The organism is Vibrio sp. D404a (assembly GCF_030248535.1).
Lineage (GTDB): Bacteria > Pseudomonadota > Gammaproteobacteria > Enterobacterales > Vibrionaceae > Vibrio.
Window position 1 is genome coordinate 313,858 of the sequence record NZ_JAHGAJ010000019.1, and the last position, 23,196, is coordinate 337,053.

Here is a 23,196-nt window from a genome sequence, read left to right on the forward strand (position 1 = left end):
TTACCAGCGTTCAGGAACAAATAGATAGCCTTTACCACGAACCGTAATGATCTTTTTCGGTGGCATCGTGATGTCGTTCAGTTTCTTACGAAGAATCACAATTTTGTTATCGATAAAGCGATCAACACCGTCGTATTCAATGCCTCGAATCTCTTGAGTCAAAAAGTTACGCGATAAGACCTGTTCCGGCGATGACGCCAATAACCAAAGTAGCTCAAACTCGCTCTCTGCTATTGGGATATCTTGACCAGCATGAACGCACGCTTTGGTCGCTTTATTGAGAGATAACTTGCCAAAGCTCAGCTCGTTACCCGCAGTATTTGGCTGCAGGTCTTGAGCTCGGCGAAGCAACATACGCACTCGTGCTAGCAGGACGCGTTGGCGTACAGGTTTACTAATAAAATCGTCGGCACCCGTTTCTAACGCCGCTACATGGTCAAAATCATCGTCACTGGCGGTTAGAATTAGAATTTTGCCATTGAATTGGCTTCGTACCTGACGACAAATTGTGAGTCCATCAACCTCTGGCAACATTAAATCCAGAAGTACAATGTCAGGTTGGATAGTTAAAATTTGCTCACAGGCAGTCGCCCCATCAGATATGGTGACAACATCAAATGATTGGCTCTCGAAATACTCTTGCAGCATTTCTCTTAGGACTGGATCGTCTTCCACGATCACTAATTTAGGGTTGGTCATAAATCCTTCTTACCGTGTTTCTTGCTACCCTTGTGAACCGCTTCCTTGAGTTTGAATTCAGCACATTCTTCTTACATAGCTCTGATTTTTAAAAAATAAGTGTGGTTTCATAAAATGATAGAACTATCTGTATAACATATAAATAACAGATAATGCAGCTAAAAATTCAATATAAAGCATTAACTTGATGAATAAAAAAGCCGGTTAGACTAGAAAGAATAACCGGCTCCAATTAACGACTGAGTTTATGGCTTCCTAGTAGGTATGGCGACGAGGAAACTGTTCGAAGGCACGGCGGTATGTTACATACTCATTCGAACTCCATAGCCTTAGCTCTTCAGGGTCGTAGTTGTACACTTCTTTATGAGCTGCATTGAGAGAACTTGTGTTGTTATCAGCAATTTGGTCACCAAAGATCTGTGCCACATCAAACATATTGTCTAACTCGTCATCTTCAAATTTACCCATTGCACTGTTTTGAGCGGTTTGTAGACGATCTTGAGAGTTACACTTACGCTTCATGTGGTCTTCATCAGACTCACCATCGACTTTAAAGCGCAGACACTTGTTGCCGTCTTCTTCATACTCCTCGAACATGTTGTCAAACATTGTCCAGCGTGCGAAACCAGTCGTATCACGAAGCGCAACCAACGCATCTTTGTCGCCTATCGCAATAATACGAGCTTCATTACGGTCACGTGTGTTTCTAAATACAGACAGTGCATTTCGAACTCGATATGGCAAGCCGTTTAGCTTCTCAACACGGGCTTTTTGATCTTCTTGGTACAAGGCACGTGAAGCAACAGCATTCGCAAGCGAATTACGTGAGTTCAGCGAGTAGTTCACCCCTTTCCATGTAAAGTTAATACCATCTGGGTCAGCAGTTGCACCGTTAGCTAAGTTAATCGCGATAGAGTCACTCAGTCCACCAACAGAGTCACCAAGGCCATATTCATTAGCACGGTTATACTTAGATAAATTCGCTAACAGCGTACCAAAATAAGGAACCACAGTGTCTTGTGCCGAACCTTCAGTCCAATATTCAAAGGCATCTTGACCACCCAATACGAAGTAGCGTTTCATTGGCCATAAGTATGAAGGCACTGCTTCAATCGTTTGAGTTAGACTCGGCTGGTAACGAAGTACGGTTTCAACATAATCACCATTACCATCAACAAAGATCGCTTGGCGCGCTTCAGGTCGGCCCGCTAAATCAGACAGATGTGTGTACAACCCGGTGATCTTATCTGACAGATCAATCAACGCTAGACTTGAGTTTTCTGTCGCGATGTATGGTGAGTCGCGACGAACCAACATTTGCGCAGCAAGCAGTTTATCTGGCCACACACCCAGTAGATCAACTGAATTAGACGCAGTTTGGTACGGGTTGTTAGCCTTCAAGCTTGACCAAATATGACCGTCACGCGTCTCAGAGCGCATCACAATCTCGTTAGCTTGGTTCTTCAGCAGTTGAACAAGTTCCTCATCGAAACAGCTCGTTGGAACGTCTCGGTTTAGAGACATACCACTTTGGTACGTTAGCCAAAGATCAGACAGTTTTGCAAAGCGATAACGGTTCGGCACACCGTCTACACCACTTAGTTCTTCCAACTCACACACTTTGTCTGGCGCTGTAAGTACATCTAAGAAGAAGTCAGCTGCTAGATTTGCCGCATTGTACGTGTCACAGATAGGGCGTAAGCCTGCAGACATATTATCCAGTGATACTGGATTACCACGCCAATCTAAACAGTTATTCTCTGCGATCTCTTCAAACACCTGCCCTTTGTTATTGGTTGTATCAGCACCTATGTAACGTGCGAAAACAAAGTCGATTTCACCAACATTTTCTACAATGTCACGTATCTTCTGGAATTCATGCATACGCTGCCAGAAGTATTCATACTGTTGGAATTGAGTGAACCGATCACGACCATTTCGACGGTTTGCCGTTTCGTAGCTGTCGTAATAACGCTGAATACGGAACTCCGTAATCTCGGTTAGCGATGTACCTTCGTCAAAACGATCACAACTTAAGCTGGTGTAAGTGTGCTCATCGGTACAGAAGCGGTAGCTCGCCAACTCAGGGATACCATCAGTACCTGCGTTGGCACGCAAGTGAGCAATTACGCCCGTAGGATACGCATTGTAATCCTCTGTCATCTGGCGATCGTATTCTGCCAATGAGTATGTCTTGCGAACTTGAGCACCTGTTTTATCACGCACTGATTCACCAACAAATTCGTTGGTCTCAATTTCACGAGCATAAGCAAATTTAAGGGCTGCCTTGTCATACTTACCAAAGACCAACAACTCATCAAAAATTGATGCACCGTAATCCATGATCGAGCTGTATGCTGCAGGTTTGCCTTGGTGACCAAGTTCACTTTTGCCCACCTCTTCGGCAGTGTAAAAGTGCGTCTTATCCACTGAGCCCATAAAGTTGTGGCGTAAGCCTAAGTTATGACCTAATTCATGAATCAAAGTAGACTTAAACATGTGCTCTGAAATCGCTTCACTTGCGAACTTCTGTTGACCCAAGCTCAACTCATTCCATTTTTTCATGGTGTTTTGTTCAGCATCAGCAAAGTAACCACCGTCAGCGTAGTCGATACCAGCGATCAAACCTTTTGCATTGGTACTTAGCCACATCGCGTCTTCACTGTAGACGTTCTGCTCGGAGAAACGCTTTAGCATATCCTGGCGCTTATAAAATGCTTTCAACGCGGCATCTTGATTAGTTACATCGAATTGATGGTTTAGATCAGCCTTCGGTAGTTCATTGATGAACTTACCCTGACCAACAAATTCCATCTCACCTTCGGTCACTTGTGGAACGAATTGGTCTGGGCCACGATCAGCCGCAATCATGTCGTTAAATACATCAACGTCAGTGCGCTCAGCAACAACAGGTGCTGCGTCACCATCAGCTTCGCCACTATCTGTTGCGCTATCTTCTTTTGGTACGTATTTAGCGATTTCTTGACGGTTATAGCGCATCGCCAAGTCGTCCCAGTAGCGACGAGTAGTGGTGCGAATAACGCCTAAGTACTGGTTAACATGAGCATGAATGATCTCACCCGTTAAAGGGTTAGTCGCAGACGGGCCATAACCCAACAAACCATTATCTACCGGCTCATCAATCAAATTGAAAACGTTGTAACGTAAGTCACCAGATTGAATTCCCGCTTTCTCTTTGGGGTTCATAATCTTAATTGGTGGCACGCCAGTGCCTTCAAGTGACTCATTGACCTCATTCATCGTATCGATAGTCAGTTGACGGTAAACTTCGTTACCCTCTTTAAAATAGCTATCGCTTAGGTAGTAATCGATCGACTCAAGATTCGGGTTAAAACGATTGATGTAAGCGAAGCGCGAACCTTGTACATCACTCTCACCTGTGTGGGTTTTTACCGCTTTACTGTCATTAAAAAAGCCGTAGTAAGCACTGTCTTGACCTTGATAGTAAACAGGCTCGTAGTTTGCGCTCGCCAGCTTATCTAGTTTGACTAGAGAGTAGAAAAAGCGAGTCTTGAATGACAATTGTTCTAAGCCGCCAAACTCATACTGATCCTCGGGATCTGCGGTGAATGTGCGCTCCAGCTCAACGTTAATCACGCCTTCTTCCGGATTATATTCGTATGAGATAACACGAGGGTCAGCACTTTCAGACACGTTACTCGCTGTATACCAGGTAGTAAGCGCATCTTCTGATAGTGATTCGATGTTTTCGTAATCAGGAATGAAGTGTGTCGCGGTTGTCCAGTCGACGCTCTCATCCGTGTTGATCTCTTCTTTATTGATACATTCGCCATAGGCATTTTCAGCACAGCGGTATTGTCTGAATTCACCTGGAATTTTCAGTACCGGTATACGGTTGATTTCAGAGTCCCAACGGCTAGGTTCTAGAGAATCAACTTTATCGCGGTCTAGCGCTTCAACGTATATACCATTGGTTTCGTCAAAACGTAGCTTAACTAATTTCGGGTCGCCCTGGAAAAAACCACGCTGCGTTAACGCGTAACGTGGAGCTTCACCCGTTGAAGGCATGTACATCCACAATGATTCTGTATCCAGAGATTGAACGGTCACCTCTTTTGCGGATCTTTCGACTGTGTCATAGGCACGATCCTCGGCCCCACACCCACTGAGTACAGCGGCGATACTCGCTGCAATTATTGCTTTTCTAAACATAATGTCCCTGTATTTATAGTTATATCGTTTAGTAGATAACGATGTTTTTATTAATTAGCTCTCTCGCTAGAACTGATAATTAACCACTGCGTAATAGGTCATCTTTTTTAAATCAATCAGATCGTTAAGCGGATTTTGCCCTTTATCTGGGTTGTAATAATTCACACTGTTAGTCATACCAACTGACATCGAAATACTCTCTGTCATTTGGTAACCAATTTCTTCTCCATGTAAAAGGGTCGGATCAAGTGAGTTACCCAGATAATTCCATGACTGCCTCGGCATAAAGAAAATATTTAGATAAAAGTCGTCTGCAAACGCATAATCCATGGAAACTTGATTGCTCAATCGGTACTCAATCAGTTGATGCCCACCAGCGGTTTTATATTCATGAAAGTTCTTTCTTAGTAGCAGCGTATTGCTCAGCGTTAGACCATCTAACACCTCATCAAATGCAGCACTCCAACGAAGTTTCACACGTGTTCCAAACTGCAGGTCCTCTCTTTCAGAAGTGTCTGAAGTCGGAAATATCGCCCTAATTTCACCACTTACCGAGGACCCTTCAGTCGGATTAAATAATCCGTTACGAGCCCAAGACAAGGAAGTGTCATTCAAGAACTGGCCGCGTGTACCATAAACATCACCGTCTTGTTGGTGATATCCAGATACCACGAGTTGCAATCGAGATTTTTCAGTAACGGCATAACGCAAAACACCCGTTGCTGACGCTACACGACTTGCTAAATAAGCACTGTCTTCAAAACCATTACGTGAGTAATCGGCGCTCACATAACCTGACCATGCACTCTTTTCATCACCTTCGGCCCACTCATCTTGCAAGTTATTTGCGAGCACAAGCGAGGGCGTTGCCAACAATAGAATTGGCAATACTTTTGTTTTATTCATACTGTCCTTCTGCTATTTAAATCCGTCTGCCCTTTTAATAGTTATTCGCCGCCTGAGTTGTTTTGTTTTTTATTCTTTGTGAAGGGTGCGTAATGGGAATCGCGGATAATAACTCCTTGGTATATTCATTCTTTGGTGATGAATACACCTCTTTTGCAGTTCCCATTTCGACAATTTTCCCTTTTTTCATTACCGCTACGTGGTCTGAAATATGTTTAACCACCGATAAATCGTGTGAGATAAATATGATGGATAGATTCATCTCCTTTTGTATCTTGAGCAGTAAATTCAATATCTGAGCTTGTACTGATACATCCAACGCCGAGACTGACTCATCACAAATAAGTAGCTTCGGTTTCAACGCAATAGCTCTAGCAATACCAATGCGCTGCCTTTGACCACCGGAAAACTCATGGGGGTAGCGGTTTATCGCCGTGTGCGGCAAACCTATCTTGTCGAGTAGTTCCAATACCCACTGTTTTCGCTCGGCTGGAGTGCCAATACCATGAATCTTATAAGGTTCTTCGAGGATGCCACCTACTGTATGTCTTTGATTCAAAGACTCTAATGGATCTTGAAACACAATCTGCATGTCACGGCGAAGCGGTCTCATCTGCTTTGAGTTCAAAGGCGTAATCTCTTTACCCTCGAAGAAGATCTTTCCTTCCGTCGGTTCATACAACTTGAGTATGGTACGCCCAAGTGTGCTCTTACCGCAGCCAGACTCGCCCACCAGCCCCAAGGTTTGACCTTGTTCTAAACTGAACGAGACACCATCTACCGCTTTGATCACATAGCCTTTTTTAAAGACACCCTTACCCGTTAGGTAATACTGTTTTAACCCTTCGATTCTCAGTATCTCTGCCATTACGATGCCCCTTGGTATTCAGGAAAAAATGACAGATCAATAGGGTCAATCTGTATGGCTTGCTTGGGTTCTGAATCTAAACCGGGAATCAGGCCAAGCAATCTCTTGGTATAAGGGTGTTTCGGGTAATCAAAAAGCTCAAAAACATCTGCGTTTTCAACGATACGTCCGTCATACATCACCGCAACGTCATCACAGATCTCAGCAACCACACCCAAATCATGAGTAATGAAGATCATCGCCATACCCGTCTCTTCTTGAAGCTCTTTCATCAACTTAAGAATCGAAGCTTGTACTGTTACATCCAACGCTGTGGTTGGTTCGTCACAGATAAGCACATCCGGCTTGCAAGCCAACGCCATTGCGATCATCACGCGCTGCCTCATACCGCCAGAAAGGTTATGTGGGTACTCTTGAAACCTAAGCTCAGGCATCGGAATTTTTACTTTTTCAAGCAAGCCGATTGCGTAGTCCACCTTTTCACCCTTCGACATCTGGCGATGGTGTAGGTCGAGCACTTCCACTAACTGGTTGCCAACGGTTTGAACCGGATTCAGCGCCGTCATTGGGTCTTGGAAGATGATGGAGATACGGTTACCACGCATTTGGTACAGATCCTGCTCCGCCATCTTGGTTAGATCCGTCTCGCGATACCAAATCTCACCCGCTGTTACCTGCCCATATGGTTTCGGTAACAGCCCCATAATCGACATTGATGTCACGCTTTTGCCGCTGCCCGATTCACCCACTAAGCCCAAGGTTCTACCCGCTTTAACGTCAAACGAGACACCTTTTAGGATCTTAACTGCGCCTTCATCGGTGCTGAATTCCACCTCTAAATCGCGTACTTTTAGTACTGTTTGTTGCTTCATTTAATATTGCGCCCTATAGCCTGTAACGGTCGTCAATCACAGTGACAGGTTCGAACGTTTCGCCCTCTTTGTAAGCCAACTGAGTTTGTTGTTTTAATTCGGTATCAATCCAGAAGTTACTGGTGCCCAGAATGTTGAACATCGCACCGGTTTTCTTCGTCATTGGGTTATTTGGAAACTTAACCCAACGCCAGTGTGCATCGCGCGTATAGGGCACCATGTAGCCCGGTACAATCACGTAGGCGTTTGAGATTGCTTTTTGGATCTCTTTAGAAAGTTGATGTTTTTTGTCAGCATCAAATTCAGATTTGAATGCTTCAATCTTGCGGTCCAACTCTGGCGAGCTGTAGTTAGTGTGGTTATTGGTCTGTACTCGATTTGCATTGCTAGAATGGAAGTACTCCTTGTATGCCGGAAGCTCACCACCACCCATATTCAGAAATGCCAATTGATGCTTTTTCTCTAAGATGTACTTGAATGCAGCTGAGCCATCGACCAAGTTCAGGTTAAGCTCTAAGCCCGCCAGCTTGGCTTGCTCTTTGAGATATGCAATACGAGGCGTCCAGATGTTGTAGCCATAGGTAACCTTAAAGCTGAGGCGCTCACCGTTTTTGTTCACTCGAATGCCATCAGGGCCAATGTTGGAAAAACCGGCCGCTTCGAAATAACCGATCGCTAGCTCAGGTTCAAACGCTGGCGCTTTAGCATCTGGCAGGTCGTAATCACCATGGCCAAAACCCATAGCATGAGGCTTACGTGAGTAGTCACCGCGAAGTACATTCTTGATCATGCCGTCGAAGTCAGTCGCGAAGGTGATGCCTTTACGCACGTTGATATCATTGAGTAGCGGCATTGAAGTGTTCATCCACAGGCCGCCCGCACCTTGTGGTGTCTGGTTAAAGCCCCAAAACTTTTGAATGTAGCCTTTTGTGAAAGGTTCTGAGTCCGTCTTTTCGTGCCACATCTGAGGCTGCACCATAGCGAAAGTATCAAGCTTCCCTTTTTCGAAATGCTTACGTGCAATGTCGGAATCGCGAATCACCTTAATACGCAGTTTGTCGACGTTGAAACGATTCTGGTAATACTTGTTACTGTATCCCCACCAATCGTCACCAACATGCTTAAAGGTAATGCTACGACCTTTGTTGATCTTTGAGATGTAGTAAGGCGACGTCGTCGGCTCAGCTTTGAAGTTGTATTTACGAACAAAGTTGTCGTCCATACCATCGCCGTTCTGGTCTTTGATATTGGCAAAATAGTGCTGCGGACGTGGCTGCAGACCGTGACTTGGTGTATTGAGTAACACCATCAGCTCATCACTACTCTTTGGCTCAGAGACAGTGATAGAGATGGTGTAGTCATCAAACTTCTCGACACTTTCGATGCTGTTTCTGAAGAAGTCGTTGTACCAAGGGTCAATAATGTCCTTAGAACGGTAGTACGTCAGCATGAACAGGTAATCATCTGCCGTCACCGCTTCACCGTCAGACCATTTCGCTTTTGGGTTTAACTTAAAGTAAGCCGTTTTGTAGTCATCCGAGAACGCCCACTCATCAGCAAGTTGAGGTATCCACTTACCCGTATTTGGGTGGCGTTGAGCAAGCTTTGGCGTGCCATCCATAATGTAAAAGCGAATACCCGAGTTCGCGTCAGGGCCGACAGAACGTAGAGTTTGCGGGAAACTCAGCATGAAGCTGCGCAAAGTCCCGCCGCGCTTGGCCTCATCAGATGCAAAAACAGGGTCTTGCCAATTGCTTTGCCATTGCAGATCAGCAGGTAGTGTTGATGCCTGTGCTAAGCCACTAAACAGCAGTGAAATAAGTGCAAATCTATACATGATTACTTCCTTGTTTCTATCTATATAGAGTGTATTTTTTCGGGTCGAAGGCGGTACGAATCGCTTCACCAATAAAGGTCACCATGACCAATACCGAGACAATCGCAGTCACTACAGATACAACAATCCAAGGTGAATCCAAGTTCGACTTCCCTTGCTGCAAAAGCTCTCCCCAGCTAGGTGTTGGTGGAACAAGGCCAAGGCCGAGATAATCCAACGCCGTTAGCGCAGTAATGTTCGCTGCAATAGTGAAAGGTGCTAGCGTCACTATCATCACCATGGTATTGGGCAAGATATGGTGGAAGATGATCCTTGCAGTGGAAGCACCTAAAGCTTTGGCAGCCAACACGTACTCTCGCGCTGACTCCTTGTAAGTCATGGTTCGCATGTACCAGGTAATACCCATCCAGCTGAATGCCACGTTGATCAGCACGAACAACATAAAGGTGGGTTGGGCTATGGAGACCAAAATCATGATCACGTAGAGGAATGGCACCATTGACCACGTTTCAATCAGCCTTTGCACCACTAAATCGAATTTCCCACCAAAGAATCCCATTGCACAGCCAACCGTGACACCAATGACGTAGGCGATACTCATCGTCAGCAAGGCAAAGCCCATCGCCGTGCGAAAGCCGTAGACTAAACGGGCAAGAATGTCGCGACCGATTACGTCGGTACCTAAGTAGTGTTGTGCTTGAAAATCCGGAGCATTAGGTGGAAAGTTGCCTGAAAAGTCCTGCTCAAACGCATTCCAAGGAACCAATGGCAACAACACAAAGTCGCCATTGTTCTCATATTCGAAGTTCTGTTGCAGATCGCGATAGTTGGTTTCTGCCGCATAGTCCAAACCAAAGGTGCTACCTGAATACACGTCCGAGAATATTGGGAAAAAGTACTCACCTTGGTAACGCACAACCAGCGCCTTGCTGTTAATCAGCACCTCTGCACACAGAGACAAAATCAGCAACGTAGACAACAACATCAACGACCAGTAGCCACGCTTGATCTCTTTGAAGCGTTTGATCTGCTTTCTCGTTAATGGGTTGATTGTGAATAGGTTTAATCTAGACATGATTACGCTCCAAACTTCACACGAGGATCGACAAGCGCAACGCACACATCAGATAAAATATTACCGAGTAGCAGCACCAATGCGTTAATCGCAACAATGCCCATCACCACTGGGTAATCCCGCTCTACAATCGATTCGTAACCTAGCAGACCGATGCCATTGATATCGAAGATCACTTCAATCAAGAATGAGCCCGTCATGAAAAACAGTAGTGAGTTACCAAAGTGGCTCGCGATGGGAATCAAGCTATTACGAAGTGCATGCTTACGAATGGCTTGTCTAAATGGCAGACCTTTCGCAATCGCGGTTCGAATGTAATCCGACGATAGGTTTTCCATAAGGTTGTTCTTCATCGTCATGGTTAACGTAGCGAAATCACCGATTAGGTAACAAATCAGAGGCAGCACTGCATGCCAAAGGATGTCGGTCACCTGCTCCGACAGTGTGGTGAAGTCATCAAAATCATCATCGACAAACCCTCCCATCGGGAACCACTCTAAGTGATAACTGAACAAGGTGATGAGCAGAACACCGACGACATAACCCGGCAACGCGTATCCAACAAAAATCATGATTGATGAAGCGGAATCAAACACACTGCCGTGCTTTAGCGCTTTGTAATAGCCCAATGGGATCGAAATGAAGTAACTGATGAAGAAAGTGATGCCGCCATACATCGCAGACACCGGTAACCTCTCGGAGATCATCTCAGTCACTGGCTCGTAATAACGGGTCGATTCACCCAAGTCGAATTGAACCAAGCGCGATAACCAATCTAGGTAAGCTTCTGTTACAGGTTTATCCAAACCGTAAAACTTATTTAGGTCTGCCAGCTGTTCTTCTGAAAGTGCGGAGTTTTGGCCCACTACAGCGCTCGCTGAAGCGCCATCACCTTGTGGCTGCATATTTGCTAGCATGCGCTCCACTGGACCACCCGGCACAAAGCGGGTAATCGCGAAGATGAGTATTGTGATCCCTAGAAACGTCGGTACAACTAACGCGAAACGCTTCAATAAATATGCAACCATTTTATTTTGCCAAACTCCATTTATAACAACTGAGCATCAATATAATTAATGATAAAAAGTAGTCAAATGGTTACATTCGTGTACATAAGGTTACAAAACGGCTTACCAAATCACAGTTAAAAACAATTTAAATCCAATAAGTTAGAATGGAATGAAAACTCAACCCAAACGTTTGCTTTTTATTTAGCTACAAACAAAGAATTTGAGAATTGCGCTATTAGCTACAAAACCAGCTTATGTATTAGCCAGTTTGCTCGGTTCACAATTGGTTAAAACGCGAACTAAGTAATTGAAAGAGAATAAAAATGGGGAAAAGAAAAAGCCCGATATCTTTAAATATCGGGCTAGACAAACAAATACGATAATGGGATTTTGACTAAGAACCTACATTAGACAAAGAAACCAACTGCTGGGTGTACTCATGTCGAGGGTTGGAAAACAGCTGTTCCGTCTCGCCCTTTTCAATCACCTCTCCCGCCTTCATCACAATCGTATAGTGACAGAGTGATTTAACGACGTTCAAATCGTGGCTGATGAATAGATACGTCAGCTGATACTTTTCCTGTAACGACTTCAAAAGCTCCAGCACTTGTGCTTGAACCGTTCTATCCAAAGAGGAAGTCGGCTCATCCAGTAGAATAAACTCAGGCTTGAGTACCAAGGCTCTCGCTATCGCAATGCGCTGCCTCTGCCCGCCAGAAAACTCATTCGGGTAACGGTGACGTGTTTCAGGATCGAGATCGACCTCTTTCATCACCTCACAGATACGTTGGTCAAGCGCGGTTTCATCAAGCTCTTGGTGGACTCGTAGTCCTTCACCAATCACCTGTGCGACTGACATTCTTGGGTTAAGTGCCGAGAATGGGTCTTGAAACACCACCTGCATGCGGCTTCGATACGGCAGCATCTCTTGACGATTCAACCCTTGGATTTGATTGCCATCGTATTGAATCGAACCTTCGCTCTCTACAAGCTTCAAGATCGCCATACCCGTGGTCGATTTACCTGAGCCACTCTCGCCGACTAAACCGATAGAGTGCCCTTGTTTGAGGTCAAACTGCATATCGGTGACGGCTTTAACATGAGAGATGGTACGTTTAAAGAGACCGCCAGTAATAGGGAACCAGACTTTAAGTTGCTCGACATTCAGAAGAGAGCCTGCATTATCTGCAACTGGAACAGGCAAGCCTTTTGGATCAGAATCAATCAGCTTTTTGGTATACGGGTGCTTTGGTGTAGTAAACAGCGAAGCACACTCGCCCTCTTCAACCAACTCACCGTCTTTCATTACGGCGACTCGGTCAGCAATCTTGCGTACGATACTCAAGTCATGGGTGATGAATAACATCGCCATGCCGAGCTCTTGCTGAAGATCTTTAAGCAAGTCCAGTATCTGAGCTTGAACAGACACGTCCAGTGCTGTTGTCGGTTCGTCAGCAATTAACAGCTCTGGCTCGTTGATCAGCGCCATTGCAATCATCACACGTTGACGTTCGCCTCCAGACAGCTCATGAGGATAGGCATTGATCTTCTGCTCAGGGTGACGAATACCGACTTTCGACAACCATTCAATGGCCAGAGACTGTGCTTTATTGGTACGCATTCCACGGTGAATCGCTAAGGTTTCCACCAGCTGCTTACCCACTTTATGCAGTGGATTCAGCGACACCATCGGTTCTTGGAAAATCATACCGATTCGCCCACCACGAATACCGCGCAGCTCACGCTCTGAACAGCTGAGAATATCGGTACCAGCAAAGTTCACTCGACCATTCAAGTAGTGAGAAGAGCCTTTAGGTAGAAGCTTGAGCACCGAATTGGCAGTCACTGATTTACCCGAACCACTCTCCCCTACCAAGGCTAATGTTTCCCCTTTCTTGATCGAGAGAGAAACATTACTGGTCACCTGTTCTATCGAATTTTTGCGACCAAAACCAACCGAGAGGTTTTCAATAGTAAGAACTGTATTATTCATTGGTTATTGCTACCTCTGTTGATGTGGGTCGAAGGCATCACGAACCGCTTCGCCAACAAACACTAACAGTGTCAGCATTAGCGACAGCACGACAAATGCAGAGATACCAAGCCATGGCGCTTGAAGGTTGGCTTTACCTTGAGCAAGCAGTTCACCCAAAGAAGGCGAGCCCGCCGGCAAACCAAAGCCAAGGAAGTCGAGCGACGTCAGTGTCGTCACTGAACCAGATAAGATAAAGGGCATCATAGTCAAAGAGGCAACCATGGCATTCGGCAACATATGACGCAGCATGATGCGTTTATCTTCCACACCCATCGCCTGCGCTGCTCTTACATAGTCGAAGTTACGGCAGCGTAAGAACTCTGCTCGCACAATGCCAACCAAGCTCATCCAGCTAAACAGCACCATGATACCGAGTAGCCACCAGAAGTTAGGCTCAATGAAACTTGAAAGAATAATCAGCAAGAATAGAGTCGGCATCCCCGACCACACTTCAATAAAGCGCTGCCCGAACAGATCAACCCAGCCACCGTAGTAGCCCTGTGTTGCACCGACCGCCACGCCTATCAAGCTCGATACGATGGTCAGTACAAAGCCAAACAACACCGAAATGCGAAAGCCGTAAATAATACGCGCCAGCACGTCGCGCCCTTTGTCATCGGTTCCTAACCAGTTTACGGAATCTGGCTTTGATGGCACCGCACCTGAAATCTCAAAGTTAATCGTGTCGTAACTAAAGCGAATCACAGGCCAGATCATATAGCCTTTCTCTTCAATCAGTTCGATCACATAAGGGTCTTTGTAATCCGCTTCGGTTTCAAACTCACCACCAAACTCAGTTTCTGCGTACTCTGCTGCTACTGGAAAGAACCACTGGTCGTCATAAGACACAACCAGCGGTTTATCGTTAGCAATTATCTCAGCAAATAGGCTCAACACGAACAGAATGGAAAAGATCCACAGAGAGATAAAACCGCGTTTATTCGCTTTAAAGCGTAACCATCTTGCTTCTGCTAAAGGGTTTTTAAACATCATTTAGAATTCACCATTAACGCGCTTCAAAGTCGATTCGAGGATCAACCCAGGTATAGGTCAAATCGGAGATAATACTGAGCACCAGCCCAAGTAACGTCATGATATAGAGTGAACTGAACACCACTGGGTAGTCTCGCTGAATGGTCGACTCAAACCCAAGTAAGCCAATCCCCTCTAGAGAGAACATCACCTCAATCAGCATCGAACCAGTGAAGAAGATGCTGATAAATGCACTTGGGAAACCGGCAATGATGATCAACATGGCGTTACGGAAAACATGACGATACAAGATGCTATTTTCATCTAAGCCTTTAGCGCGAGCCGTGACAACGTATTGCTTGTTTATCTCATCAAGGAAGGAGTTCTTGGTCAGCATACTCAGGGTCGCAAAGCCGCCAATCACCATAGCAAAAATAGGCAACGCTAGGTGCCAGAAGTAATCAATGATCTGCTGATACCAGTTGAGCTGGTCAAAGTTACTGGAGACTAAACCACGCAGTGGGAACCAACTAAAGTAGTTGCCACTTGCGAACAGAATAATAAGAATAATCGCAAACAAGAAACCGGGCACCGCGTAGCCCACAATCACCACCGCACTCGACCAGATATCAAATCGCGAACCGTGATGAATCGCCTTCATGATACCGAGTGGAATCGAGATGATGTAGATGATCAACGTACTCCACAGCCCTAAAGAGATAGAGACAGGCAGACGTTCAACAATCAAATCGATGACATTGCCCCCCTTAAACAGGCTTTCACCAAAGTTAAAGGTGGCGTAGTTTTTCAGCATATCGAAATAGCGGACATGAATCGGCTTATCGAAACCAAACTGCTTTTTGATCTCTTCAACGACTTCAGGGTCTAAGCCTCGTGAGCCTTTATAACCGCTCGCAGAAGCTTGCTCTGAATCACTCAAGTCGACCTCTTGGCCGCCACCGGAAAAGCGCTCCATGATCCCAGAGTTGTGCCCTTCTAGCTGAGCAACCGCTTGTTCCACTGGCCCACCGGGCGCAATCTGAATGATGAAGAAGTTAATGGTGATGATCGCCCACAACGTGGGGATCACCAACAATAAACGTCTAAATATATACGCAGCCATGAGACTCCCTAACGACGTTTTTCAGGCAGTAGTTTCGCCTTGTCTTGCGAAATCCACCATGTGTCGATACCTAGGTCGTATTTTGGCAAGGTATCTGGACGCTCAAACTTGTCCCACATCGCAACGCGATATTTACCTAGGTGCCACTGCGGAATGGTGTAGAAATTCCATTGCAATACACGGTCAAGGGCACGACCTAAGGTGAGAAGTTTCTCAGGGTCTTGCTGACTCTTCGAAATCTGCTCAGTCAGAGAGTCAATAACAGGATCGATAACACCAGCGGTATTGTACGTGGAGTCGATGTAGTTCGAGTTCCAAACAATCATCAAGTTCGGGCTTGGGTAAGCATTTGCCGAGTAAGCAGACGAGACCATATCGAAATCACGATCGCGTAAGCGCTTGATGTATTGCGTGGTATCAATCGTTCGGATCTTCATATCGATCCCCATTCGTTTCAGGTTTTTCTGAAGTGGAATAGAGATACGTTCAGTGGTTGGGCTGTAAATTAGCAATTCGAAAGAGAGCGTCTGCCCCGTTTTCTCATTGGTCATCACTTTATCTTTCAATACCCAGCCCGCTTCTTTCAGGAGCTTGAATGCCGTTCTCATCTCACTACGAATTCGGCCACTGCCATCGGTGACTGGCGGCTGGAACTCTTCAGTAAACACACGTGGTGGGATCTGGTCTTTAAACTCAGAAAGTACCGCCACTTCTGCATCAGACGGCAAGCCTGTTGCTTCGTATTCTGTGTTTTGGAAATAACTGCGGGTACGATCGTATTGGTTGTAGAACATGTTCTTGTTCATCCACTCAAAGTCCATAGCATAAGTTAATGCCTCACGAACCTTAGGATCTTTGAACACTTCAGATTGCGTATTAAACACAAAGCCTTGCGCAGACTCTGGTCGCTCGTGCGCTATCTCTTCTTTTACGATGTAGCCCTTATCAAAATTGCTACCCGTATAGGAGTTCGCCCAAAACTTCGCGGAGTTTTCCATACGCAGATCAAACTCACCCGCTTTGAAGGCTTCGAGCATCACGGTATCGTCTCGGTAGTAATCGTACTGCACCTGCTCAAAGTTATTGCGGCCCACGTTTACAGGTAACTCTGCCGCCCAGTAGTTCTCATCTAACCCATAAGTGACGCTTTGACCCGACTTATAGTTGATGACTTTATAAGGCCCGCTGCCGACAGGTGGCTCGCTTAACGGCTCAGACAGTTTCTTGTCTTGCCAATAGTGCTTTGGAAGTACGCGAGTGCTCTGTGCAAAGCTGAATAATTTCTCACGGTTTGGTGTTTCCATCTCAATACGAACTACTAAGTCAGACACTGCGGTTACCGACTTAATGTCTTTGTAGTAGACGCGATACTGAGGCACGCCCTCTTTGGAAAACTTATCAAACGTAAAAGCAACGTCATGAGCAGTGATTGGCTTGCCATCGTGGAAGCGTGCGTTCGGGTTGATGTCTATCTCAAGCCATGAGAAATCACTGGCGTAACGTACCTTAGAGGCGATCAACGGATAATAAGCGTCAATTTCATCTGCGGGTGAAAACATCAAGGTGTCGTAGAGTTCACCACTGTAACTCGCGGAAACACCGCGTGAACCAAAGCGGTTAAAGCTATCAAACGTGCCGATCGCGCCATAGGTGATCTTGCCTTGCTTAGGCGCATCTGGATTCACATAATCGAAATGGGTGAAATCTACAGGATACTTAGCTTCGCCAAACCCAACCAACTGGGTCGTTTCGATGACTTGCACGCCATCTTCAGAAGCAAAAGAAGCAATTGGTAAGAGTGCCATGAGAGGCAGCGCTAGTGCGCGGTGGGTGAATTGAAAAAATGTCGACCGTTTAATTGGATTAACTCGGCAATCTGTTCCCATTTGACTCTCCCTTCAAATGATAAAAATACGGTGTGTGATTTAATACGCCACAAGCTGGACACACGACAATAAAAATAAGTATAGAGAAAAATCTAACGCCATGTAATAACTAATAAAACACTTAATGCGCTACGCCGCCGATTTCGCAAACAAACTTTCAATAAACAACCTGTCAACAAACAAGCTTCCCACAGGCGAGCTTCCAACAGACAAGTTTTCAACAAACAAGCTTTTAGCAGACAAGTTTTTAACAAACATAGCCGCAACCGAGCTCCCGTCAGACACAGAGATGACATGCAAATCTAATGTAAGCGAGTTTAAATATTGTAAGTTATTGATTTTAATTTGTTGCGCTTCCTTTACTCTTTTGGTTCAACATACTATTCTATTTTTACCGTATACAGATACACTAAGAGAGTATTATGAACCTCAAAAGGGAAGGCACGACATTCAATCAACGCAACATTGAGCGTTACTTTGAGTTAGTCAACCTAACACCTGAACAAGTTCAAACTCTCTGCCACAACTTAGCGCAGTTGAACATTAATCATGCAGACTTCGCTGACCGCTATTTACACCAACTGAGAGTAAAAACACGCTTCTCTCACCCTCATGTACAAGAGTGCCTGTCACATGGGCCATTATGTCATGCGATCTATCATCACATTTACACATGGCTGAGCGGCACTCACTCCGAAGCTGATTTCAACAACCGTGTTCGCTTAGTAACGGAGCTTAATGCTCATGACATTTCTGTCGCTGAATTTCTATTGTGTGGCACCAAAACTAGAGCTAGCCTGCTCGCACAACTCAAGCGTGTGCTTCACACCCATGACATCAACTCAGCAAGACTGATCCGAGACTTTGAAAAGTGGCTGACCATTGATGAACACATATTGAGAGACATAGAACTCAACCACCAATTAGAAAAGCTGCGCCAAGCCACCAGCTTTAAAGATGAGCTCACCAATGCCTACAGCAAAGCCGTCTTTTTGGAGGAGCTCGACCGAGCCTTCGCGCTTTGCGATAGAACCAATCAAACCGTGACTATCCTGCATTTTGATTTCAACCACCTCAGTGCGATTAATCACAACTACGGTTTTCAGATAGGTGATGACGTGCTCAAACAGTTTGCCAACGTCTGTATTGAACAACTCAGAAAGACAGAAACCATCGCCCGTGATGACGACGAGTTCTTTATCTTGTTACCCAACACCTCTGTCCAAGACGTTCAAACCATTTTTGACAGATTGATACAAGATTTCGACTGTTCTGTAGAAGTTCCGGTCACCCTATCGGCTGGTGCATCCAGTTATCATCCCGATTCAGAGCTCACCTTAGAACAGGTGTTAGAACACACCGGCCTCCAATTAGCCAATGCAAAAATGCAATCAGGAGCAACGGATAGCCACCAGCTGTGCCTTGATACAAACGAAATACAAAACAACGTGTTACCTTTTACTCGTTAAGCTAAATCGTCATCAAAAGTCACACCCAAAGCCTAGATGTCGTATACTGAACTTAGTATTTTGCTATCAGTGATTATTCAATAAGCTGATAATGCCTGACATTTAGGGATCCACTTTGAACACACCAAGTCGCTTAACCATAACGACATTCAACCTGTTTAATTATCTAGAGCCGCCCAACGCCTATTACGACTTTGAAAACATCTACAGCTATGATGAATGGTCGAAAAAACAGGGCTGGATTAAAAACGCCATCAAAACAGCCGACAGCGACATCATTGGGTTTCAAGAAGTATTCAGTCCTGCCTCACTCGAAGCCTTGGTCAATGAAATGGGCTACCCGTTCTTCTGCGTGGTTGATGCGCCAAATGTGGAGAGCGATTATCTGTTTAGAGACCCCGTGGTCGCGATTGCTTCACGCTATCCCATCAAACAAACTCAAGCCGTTGCTATGTCTCCTCAGCTACTTGAGCAGTTTCCAAAACCGCTTTTGCAGGAGTTTGGTTTTAACCGTTTGCCTGTGCACGCCACCATCGACCTTCCCCACCTTGGGCTGACCGATTGTTATGTGGTGCACTTTAAGTCGCAGCGCCCTATTGATGCGCAAAAACCAGAGACGAATGTACATAGCTCAGCAACGCCGAACCATAGTGATACGCTCACGCAGTTCCATCAACAAGAGCTTGGTTGGTGGCTGTCGAGTGTACAAAGGGGAATGGAAGTTCAGGTGTTGCATGAATACATAACCCGTCAGCGTCATCAATCAGACCGCCCTGTGATTATGATGGGTGATTTCAATAAGCCCTTAACCAGCGACGAATTTAGAGGATTACTCAATTATTCACTAAATAGAAACGAAGAGAGCTGCCATTGGCTATCCCATTTTCGATTAAGAGACAGCTGGACGCTTTATCATCAACTACACCAAGAAGATTTATTGGTTCAGCGCGCCCCTACCCACTATTACGGCGCATCGGGTTCAGTGCTAGATTACATCCTGCTTTCTAATGAGTTCGACTGTCAAAACTCCTCGAGCTTGATGGAGATTATCGATTATCAAGTGCAAGATCAGCACCTTATCAACCCAAGCTTCGAAGTCGACCAGTTCAGTACCGACCACGGCGTTGTGAGTATTACCGCTCAGATTCGCTCTGCCTAGTTGGGCACTGGTAATTCCCTCGGCTATCTTTCGGCTAAGACTAGCCCACACGAAATCGCCACCGCTTACATCTGATTACATTTAACTCATGTAAGCGAGGCATAATTGGCGACAACAAAAGAATGGGCGCACGATCCAGAGCAATACTGAAGCACACCGACTATGAAGCACAACCACATCCTCTCCAACTTGGTCATAAACACCAAGAATAGAACGCTCGCTAATCAAGATGAAAAACAAGTGACGCTGCGCCCTCTCTCTTATGAAGTTCTGCAGGTACTGATCAAAAATGATGGCCATGCAGTATCACGCGAGGAACTGTTCGCACAATGCTGGATGGGAAGCCCTGTATCGGACCAAGCCCTCACCAATGTCATCTCAAACATTCGACAAACACTGCTCCGCTTACGAGCAAATGGCATAGAAGTTCACACTGTAAACAAAGTGGGATATCGCCTTTCAATCACAGAGCCACAACACCCCACTTTGGTTGAGAAATTCAGTGCTAATGACGCAGAGGATAAAACACATCCGCTAGAGAAGGCGGTTCAGAAAGAAGTACCTGAACAGTTAACATGTGACACCGTCACTCAGTCAAATTGGGATAGTCAGGATGCAAACAATAAAGACTCACAGGATAAAGATCCAAGCCAGATCGAAGAACTTAAGCATACTCGCGCGCAAACTGACGCACCATCACTTTGGCAGGGTGTAAAAAATTCGATAAGTGTGGTTATTGAGAAATGGTCTAACAGCAACATGGATAACAACCAGAAAGCAGGTGTGTTTCAGACACTCGGGTTTATCGTCGCAATGAGCCTTCTCGTCGTCACCGCGTATTACTCTTGGGTAGGTCAATCAGACGATGATTTGGCACAACAGCATTTTCAAAAACTGACGAACAGCAATCAAACGCTCTACGTCAATGATGAGTCAGAATATCTACTGGCTTTGCAGATTCTAACCAATGCGATTTATGCCGGAGAATTGCTCGAAACCGAATGCCCTGTTTCACTGTTGATCCAGCTCTATGAGTCCACCACTTACGCCAATCAATATAGCTTGAGCGCGCAGATTTTTGATCGAGGGGATTTAGACGACTTAAAATTCAGTTACTCGTCCTTGAGTCAAAATGAGCTTGTCCCTGCAATTAACACCATGATTAAAAACAGCTTGTCATTGTGTTCTTACTGAGGCTATCAAGAGAAGCCAGCCTGATAATGGAAACCTGTTTTATCACTTTCGCCAAATGAGACCTCAGCAGTCCCTTGGTTGGAGATAAACAACTCCGGTAGCAGCATGTAATCACTTGAATCATCGTTGTGCGTACAGCTAAACCTTGCTTGCAAGTGATAACCACTAAAGAACTCCTGACTCGGGCCGGAATAGCTCTCAGTGACCTTACTAAAGTAAGTGCAGTTTCCTTTTTGCGTCGTCTGCCACTCACCCAATTGATGAATCTTAATGCCCAGTTCAAATCGAGTTTGAGCATTCAAGATTCGTACGTTTAGGGTAGATGCAGATGCCAAGAAAGAGAGCGTGCAAAGTATGCTCGCGGTGACAATGTAGACAATGGTACTCTTCATTCGCCAATCTCCGTCAGTTAGAAATTAACGCTTGTCCCAAGATAAACACTAGCAACACCCAATGACGTACTCTGCCCATGAGACGACACATCGAAGTCGTCTTTTTCATACGCCAAACGGAACGTCACCCTTCTGAGTGCTGGGTGTGTATATTCCACGCCACCGCCTAACCGCACTAACACTTCTTGATCTTCATAGGACCCGGCTGGTCCTTTGGATGTGAAGTCCATCATACCTAAACCTACAGTCACAAATGGTCGTAGGCCCATATCAAATTGATAACCAACATTCGCTGCTAATGAGTAACTAGCAAGCTCAACGGTTCCTTTACCCTTTTGCACGGGTGAGCGATACACAGTGTCAGCGTAGCGTGTATATTGACCTTCGAAGCCAATATGTTGATTCAAGCGGAAGCCGCCAAACAGTTTATAAGTTTGCCCGTCGGTATCAGATGAAATAGGTATTAGTGCGCTTTCTGATGCTCCGCCATCATCAAAATCGGTTTCGCCAATACCAGCACCAAGATAGAACGGTGACTCGTAGGCATGAGCATTGAACGACAACAGACCAACAGCGATTAACAAGTGAGACTTCATTTGGGTTCCTTCATAGGTTTTGTTTAGTCCGCCCACCCTAGCGCCTCTGCCATTCCAAAACTAAACCGCAACCTAATGGTTTTAAAACCAAACACCAATCAAAAACACACAGATCTACAACCTATTGAATTAAATGGATTTATATTTATTTACCCTTAAGTGCATGAGGGACATAGAGAAAACAAACCTGTTTGAATACCGTTGAGATCACTGCATTGAACGCTTACTTTTCAGGCCGAATCTCGTACTGATACAACTATCAACGGTGTGACCCGTTTCACTTTTTTTAGCCACATCGAAACGTTTCGATGATCGTTATCACACTCTTTTAGAATGATTCGTGCAATTAATCAATCAAACACTATTATCTTCATCGAAACGTTTCGATGCTATTTTCTTATCTCTGTTCCAGCATCGAGAAATTGCCCAATAGGTAGTGTTATGAAAAAAAGTACTCTAATTAATTCCGATCTGTCTTATCTGGTGGCGACTCTAGGCCACACTGACGAAATCACTATCTGTGACGCGGGCCTTCCGATCCCAGACCATGTTCGCCGTATCGATTTAGCGCTGACACATGGCGTACCAAGCTTCGAGCAAACCGTCAAAACCATGCTTGAAGAGTCTCAAATCGAAGGTGTCATCATTGCTGAAGAGTTTGCTCAAGTAAGCCCTGAACATCACGCGGTTCTCATTGACCAACTCAAAACGGAAGAAGCGCGCTGCGGCAAAAACATCACAATCAAATACATCAGCCATGAAGAGTTCAAGCAACGCACCAACGAAAGCCGCGCTGTCATTCGCACAGGTGAATGCACGCCATATGCGAATGTTATCTTCCAAGCTGGCGTCACTTTTTAAGCTGGCGTGACCGTTTAAGTATTCGAACAACCTGGCCCCGAGTAAAGG

At 45.3% G+C, this 23,196-nt stretch carries 18 protein-coding genes; 4 read left to right on the forward strand and 14 right to left on the reverse strand.

Annotation, left to right across the window (positions count from 1 at the left end; genetic code table 11):
- The 12 genes from KI655_RS13060 to KI655_RS13115 all read right to left on the reverse strand — a co-directional run bounded on the left by KI655_RS13060 (position 1) and on the right by KI655_RS13115 (position 17,477).
- Positions 1–699: a response regulator transcription factor gene (locus KI655_RS13060; protein ID WP_285405592.1), complete on the reverse strand. Its 699-nt coding sequence runs from the start codon at positions 697–699 to the stop codon at positions 1–3.
- A gap of 255 nt (positions 700–954) precedes the next feature.
- Positions 955–4,893 (reverse strand): zinc-dependent metalloprotease, encoded by a 3,939-nt coding sequence (locus KI655_RS13065; RefSeq protein WP_285405593.1) that lies wholly within the window; start codon positions 4,891–4,893, stop codon positions 955–957.
- A gap of 66 nt (positions 4,894–4,959) precedes the next feature.
- Positions 4,960–5,799 (reverse strand): hypothetical protein, encoded by an 840-nt coding sequence (locus KI655_RS13070; RefSeq protein WP_285405595.1) that lies wholly within the window; start codon positions 5,797–5,799, stop codon positions 4,960–4,962.
- A 34-nt stretch (positions 5,800–5,833) separates the two neighbouring features.
- Positions 5,834–6,667, reverse strand: coding sequence for an ABC transporter ATP-binding protein (locus KI655_RS13075; protein ID WP_285405597.1), 834 nt, complete (start codon positions 6,665–6,667; stop codon positions 5,834–5,836).
- The gene (locus KI655_RS13080) at positions 6,667–7,539 is read right to left on the reverse strand and encodes an ABC transporter ATP-binding protein (RefSeq protein ID WP_285405599.1); all 873 of its coding nucleotides are present in this window, start codon (positions 7,537–7,539) and stop codon (positions 6,667–6,669) included. The genes KI655_RS13075 and KI655_RS13080 overlap by 1 nt, the downstream gene beginning before the upstream one ends.
- Before the next feature lie 13 nt (positions 7,540–7,552).
- Positions 7,553–9,376 (reverse strand): extracellular solute-binding protein, encoded by a 1,824-nt coding sequence (locus KI655_RS13085; RefSeq protein WP_285405601.1) that lies wholly within the window; start codon positions 9,374–9,376, stop codon positions 7,553–7,555.
- Between the two features lie 16 nt (positions 9,377–9,392).
- The gene (locus tag KI655_RS13090; RefSeq protein ID WP_285405603.1) at positions 9,393–10,451 is read right to left on the reverse strand and encodes an ABC transporter permease; all 1,059 of its coding nucleotides are present in this window, start codon (positions 10,449–10,451) and stop codon (positions 9,393–9,395) included.
- A 2-nt stretch (positions 10,452–10,453) separates the two neighbouring features.
- Complete coding sequence (locus KI655_RS13095; RefSeq protein WP_285405605.1) at positions 10,454–11,479, reverse strand: ABC transporter permease subunit; 1,026 nt, start codon at positions 11,477–11,479, stop codon at positions 10,454–10,456.
- Positions 11,480–11,855: 376 nt separating this feature from the next.
- Positions 11,856–13,454 carry a microcin C ABC transporter ATP-binding protein YejF gene (gene yejF, locus KI655_RS13100; protein WP_285405607.1) on the reverse strand — a complete coding sequence of 533 codons (1,599 nt, stop codon included), beginning with the start codon at positions 13,452–13,454 and terminating at the stop codon, positions 11,856–11,858.
- Between the two features lie 9 nt (positions 13,455–13,463).
- A complete protein-coding gene (locus tag KI655_RS13105; RefSeq protein WP_285405721.1) occupies positions 13,464–14,486 on the reverse strand; it encodes an ABC transporter permease in 1,023 nt (340 codons plus the stop codon).
- 16 nt (positions 14,487–14,502) lie between these two features.
- A complete protein-coding gene (locus KI655_RS13110) occupies positions 14,503–15,591 on the reverse strand; it encodes a microcin C ABC transporter permease YejB (RefSeq protein ID WP_285405609.1) in 1,089 nt (362 codons plus the stop codon).
- Positions 15,592–15,599: 8 nt separating this feature from the next.
- Entirely contained in the window at positions 15,600–17,477 is a 1,878-nt protein-coding gene (locus tag KI655_RS13115) for an extracellular solute-binding protein (RefSeq protein ID WP_285405611.1), read from the reverse strand.
- 422 nt (positions 17,478–17,899) lie between these two features.
- Between KI655_RS13115 and KI655_RS13120 the strand changes: the two genes are divergently transcribed.
- The 3 genes from KI655_RS13120 (at position 17,900) to KI655_RS13130 (ending at position 21,299) form a co-directional block, all read left to right on the forward strand.
- The gene (locus tag KI655_RS13120) at positions 17,900–18,946 is read left to right on the forward strand and encodes a GGDEF domain-containing protein (RefSeq protein ID WP_285405613.1); all 1,047 of its coding nucleotides are present in this window, start codon (positions 17,900–17,902) and stop codon (positions 18,944–18,946) included.
- A 115-nt stretch (positions 18,947–19,061) separates the two neighbouring features.
- Positions 19,062–20,105: an endonuclease/exonuclease/phosphatase family protein gene (locus tag KI655_RS13125; protein WP_285405615.1), complete on the forward strand. Its 1,044-nt coding sequence runs from the start codon at positions 19,062–19,064 to the stop codon at positions 20,103–20,105.
- A gap of 162 nt (positions 20,106–20,267) precedes the next feature.
- Complete coding sequence (locus KI655_RS13130; RefSeq protein ID WP_285405617.1) at positions 20,268–21,299, forward strand: winged helix-turn-helix domain-containing protein; 1,032 nt, start codon at positions 20,268–20,270, stop codon at positions 21,297–21,299.
- Positions 21,300–21,304: 5 nt separating this feature from the next.
- Here the strand turns inward: KI655_RS13130 and KI655_RS13135 are convergent, their stop codons facing one another.
- Positions 21,305–21,691: a hypothetical protein gene (locus tag KI655_RS13135; protein ID WP_285405619.1), complete on the reverse strand. Its 387-nt coding sequence runs from the start codon at positions 21,689–21,691 to the stop codon at positions 21,305–21,307.
- A 17-nt stretch (positions 21,692–21,708) separates the two neighbouring features.
- The gene (locus KI655_RS13140; protein ID WP_285405621.1) at positions 21,709–22,287 is read right to left on the reverse strand and encodes a porin family protein; all 579 of its coding nucleotides are present in this window, start codon (positions 22,285–22,287) and stop codon (positions 21,709–21,711) included.
- 441 nt (positions 22,288–22,728) lie between these two features.
- On the opposite strand from KI655_RS13140, the gene rbsD reads away from it, so the two are divergent.
- Positions 22,729–23,148, forward strand: coding sequence for a D-ribose pyranase (rbsD, locus tag KI655_RS13145; RefSeq protein WP_285405622.1), 420 nt, complete (start codon positions 22,729–22,731; stop codon positions 23,146–23,148).
- Positions 23,149–23,196 lie beyond the last annotated feature (48 nt).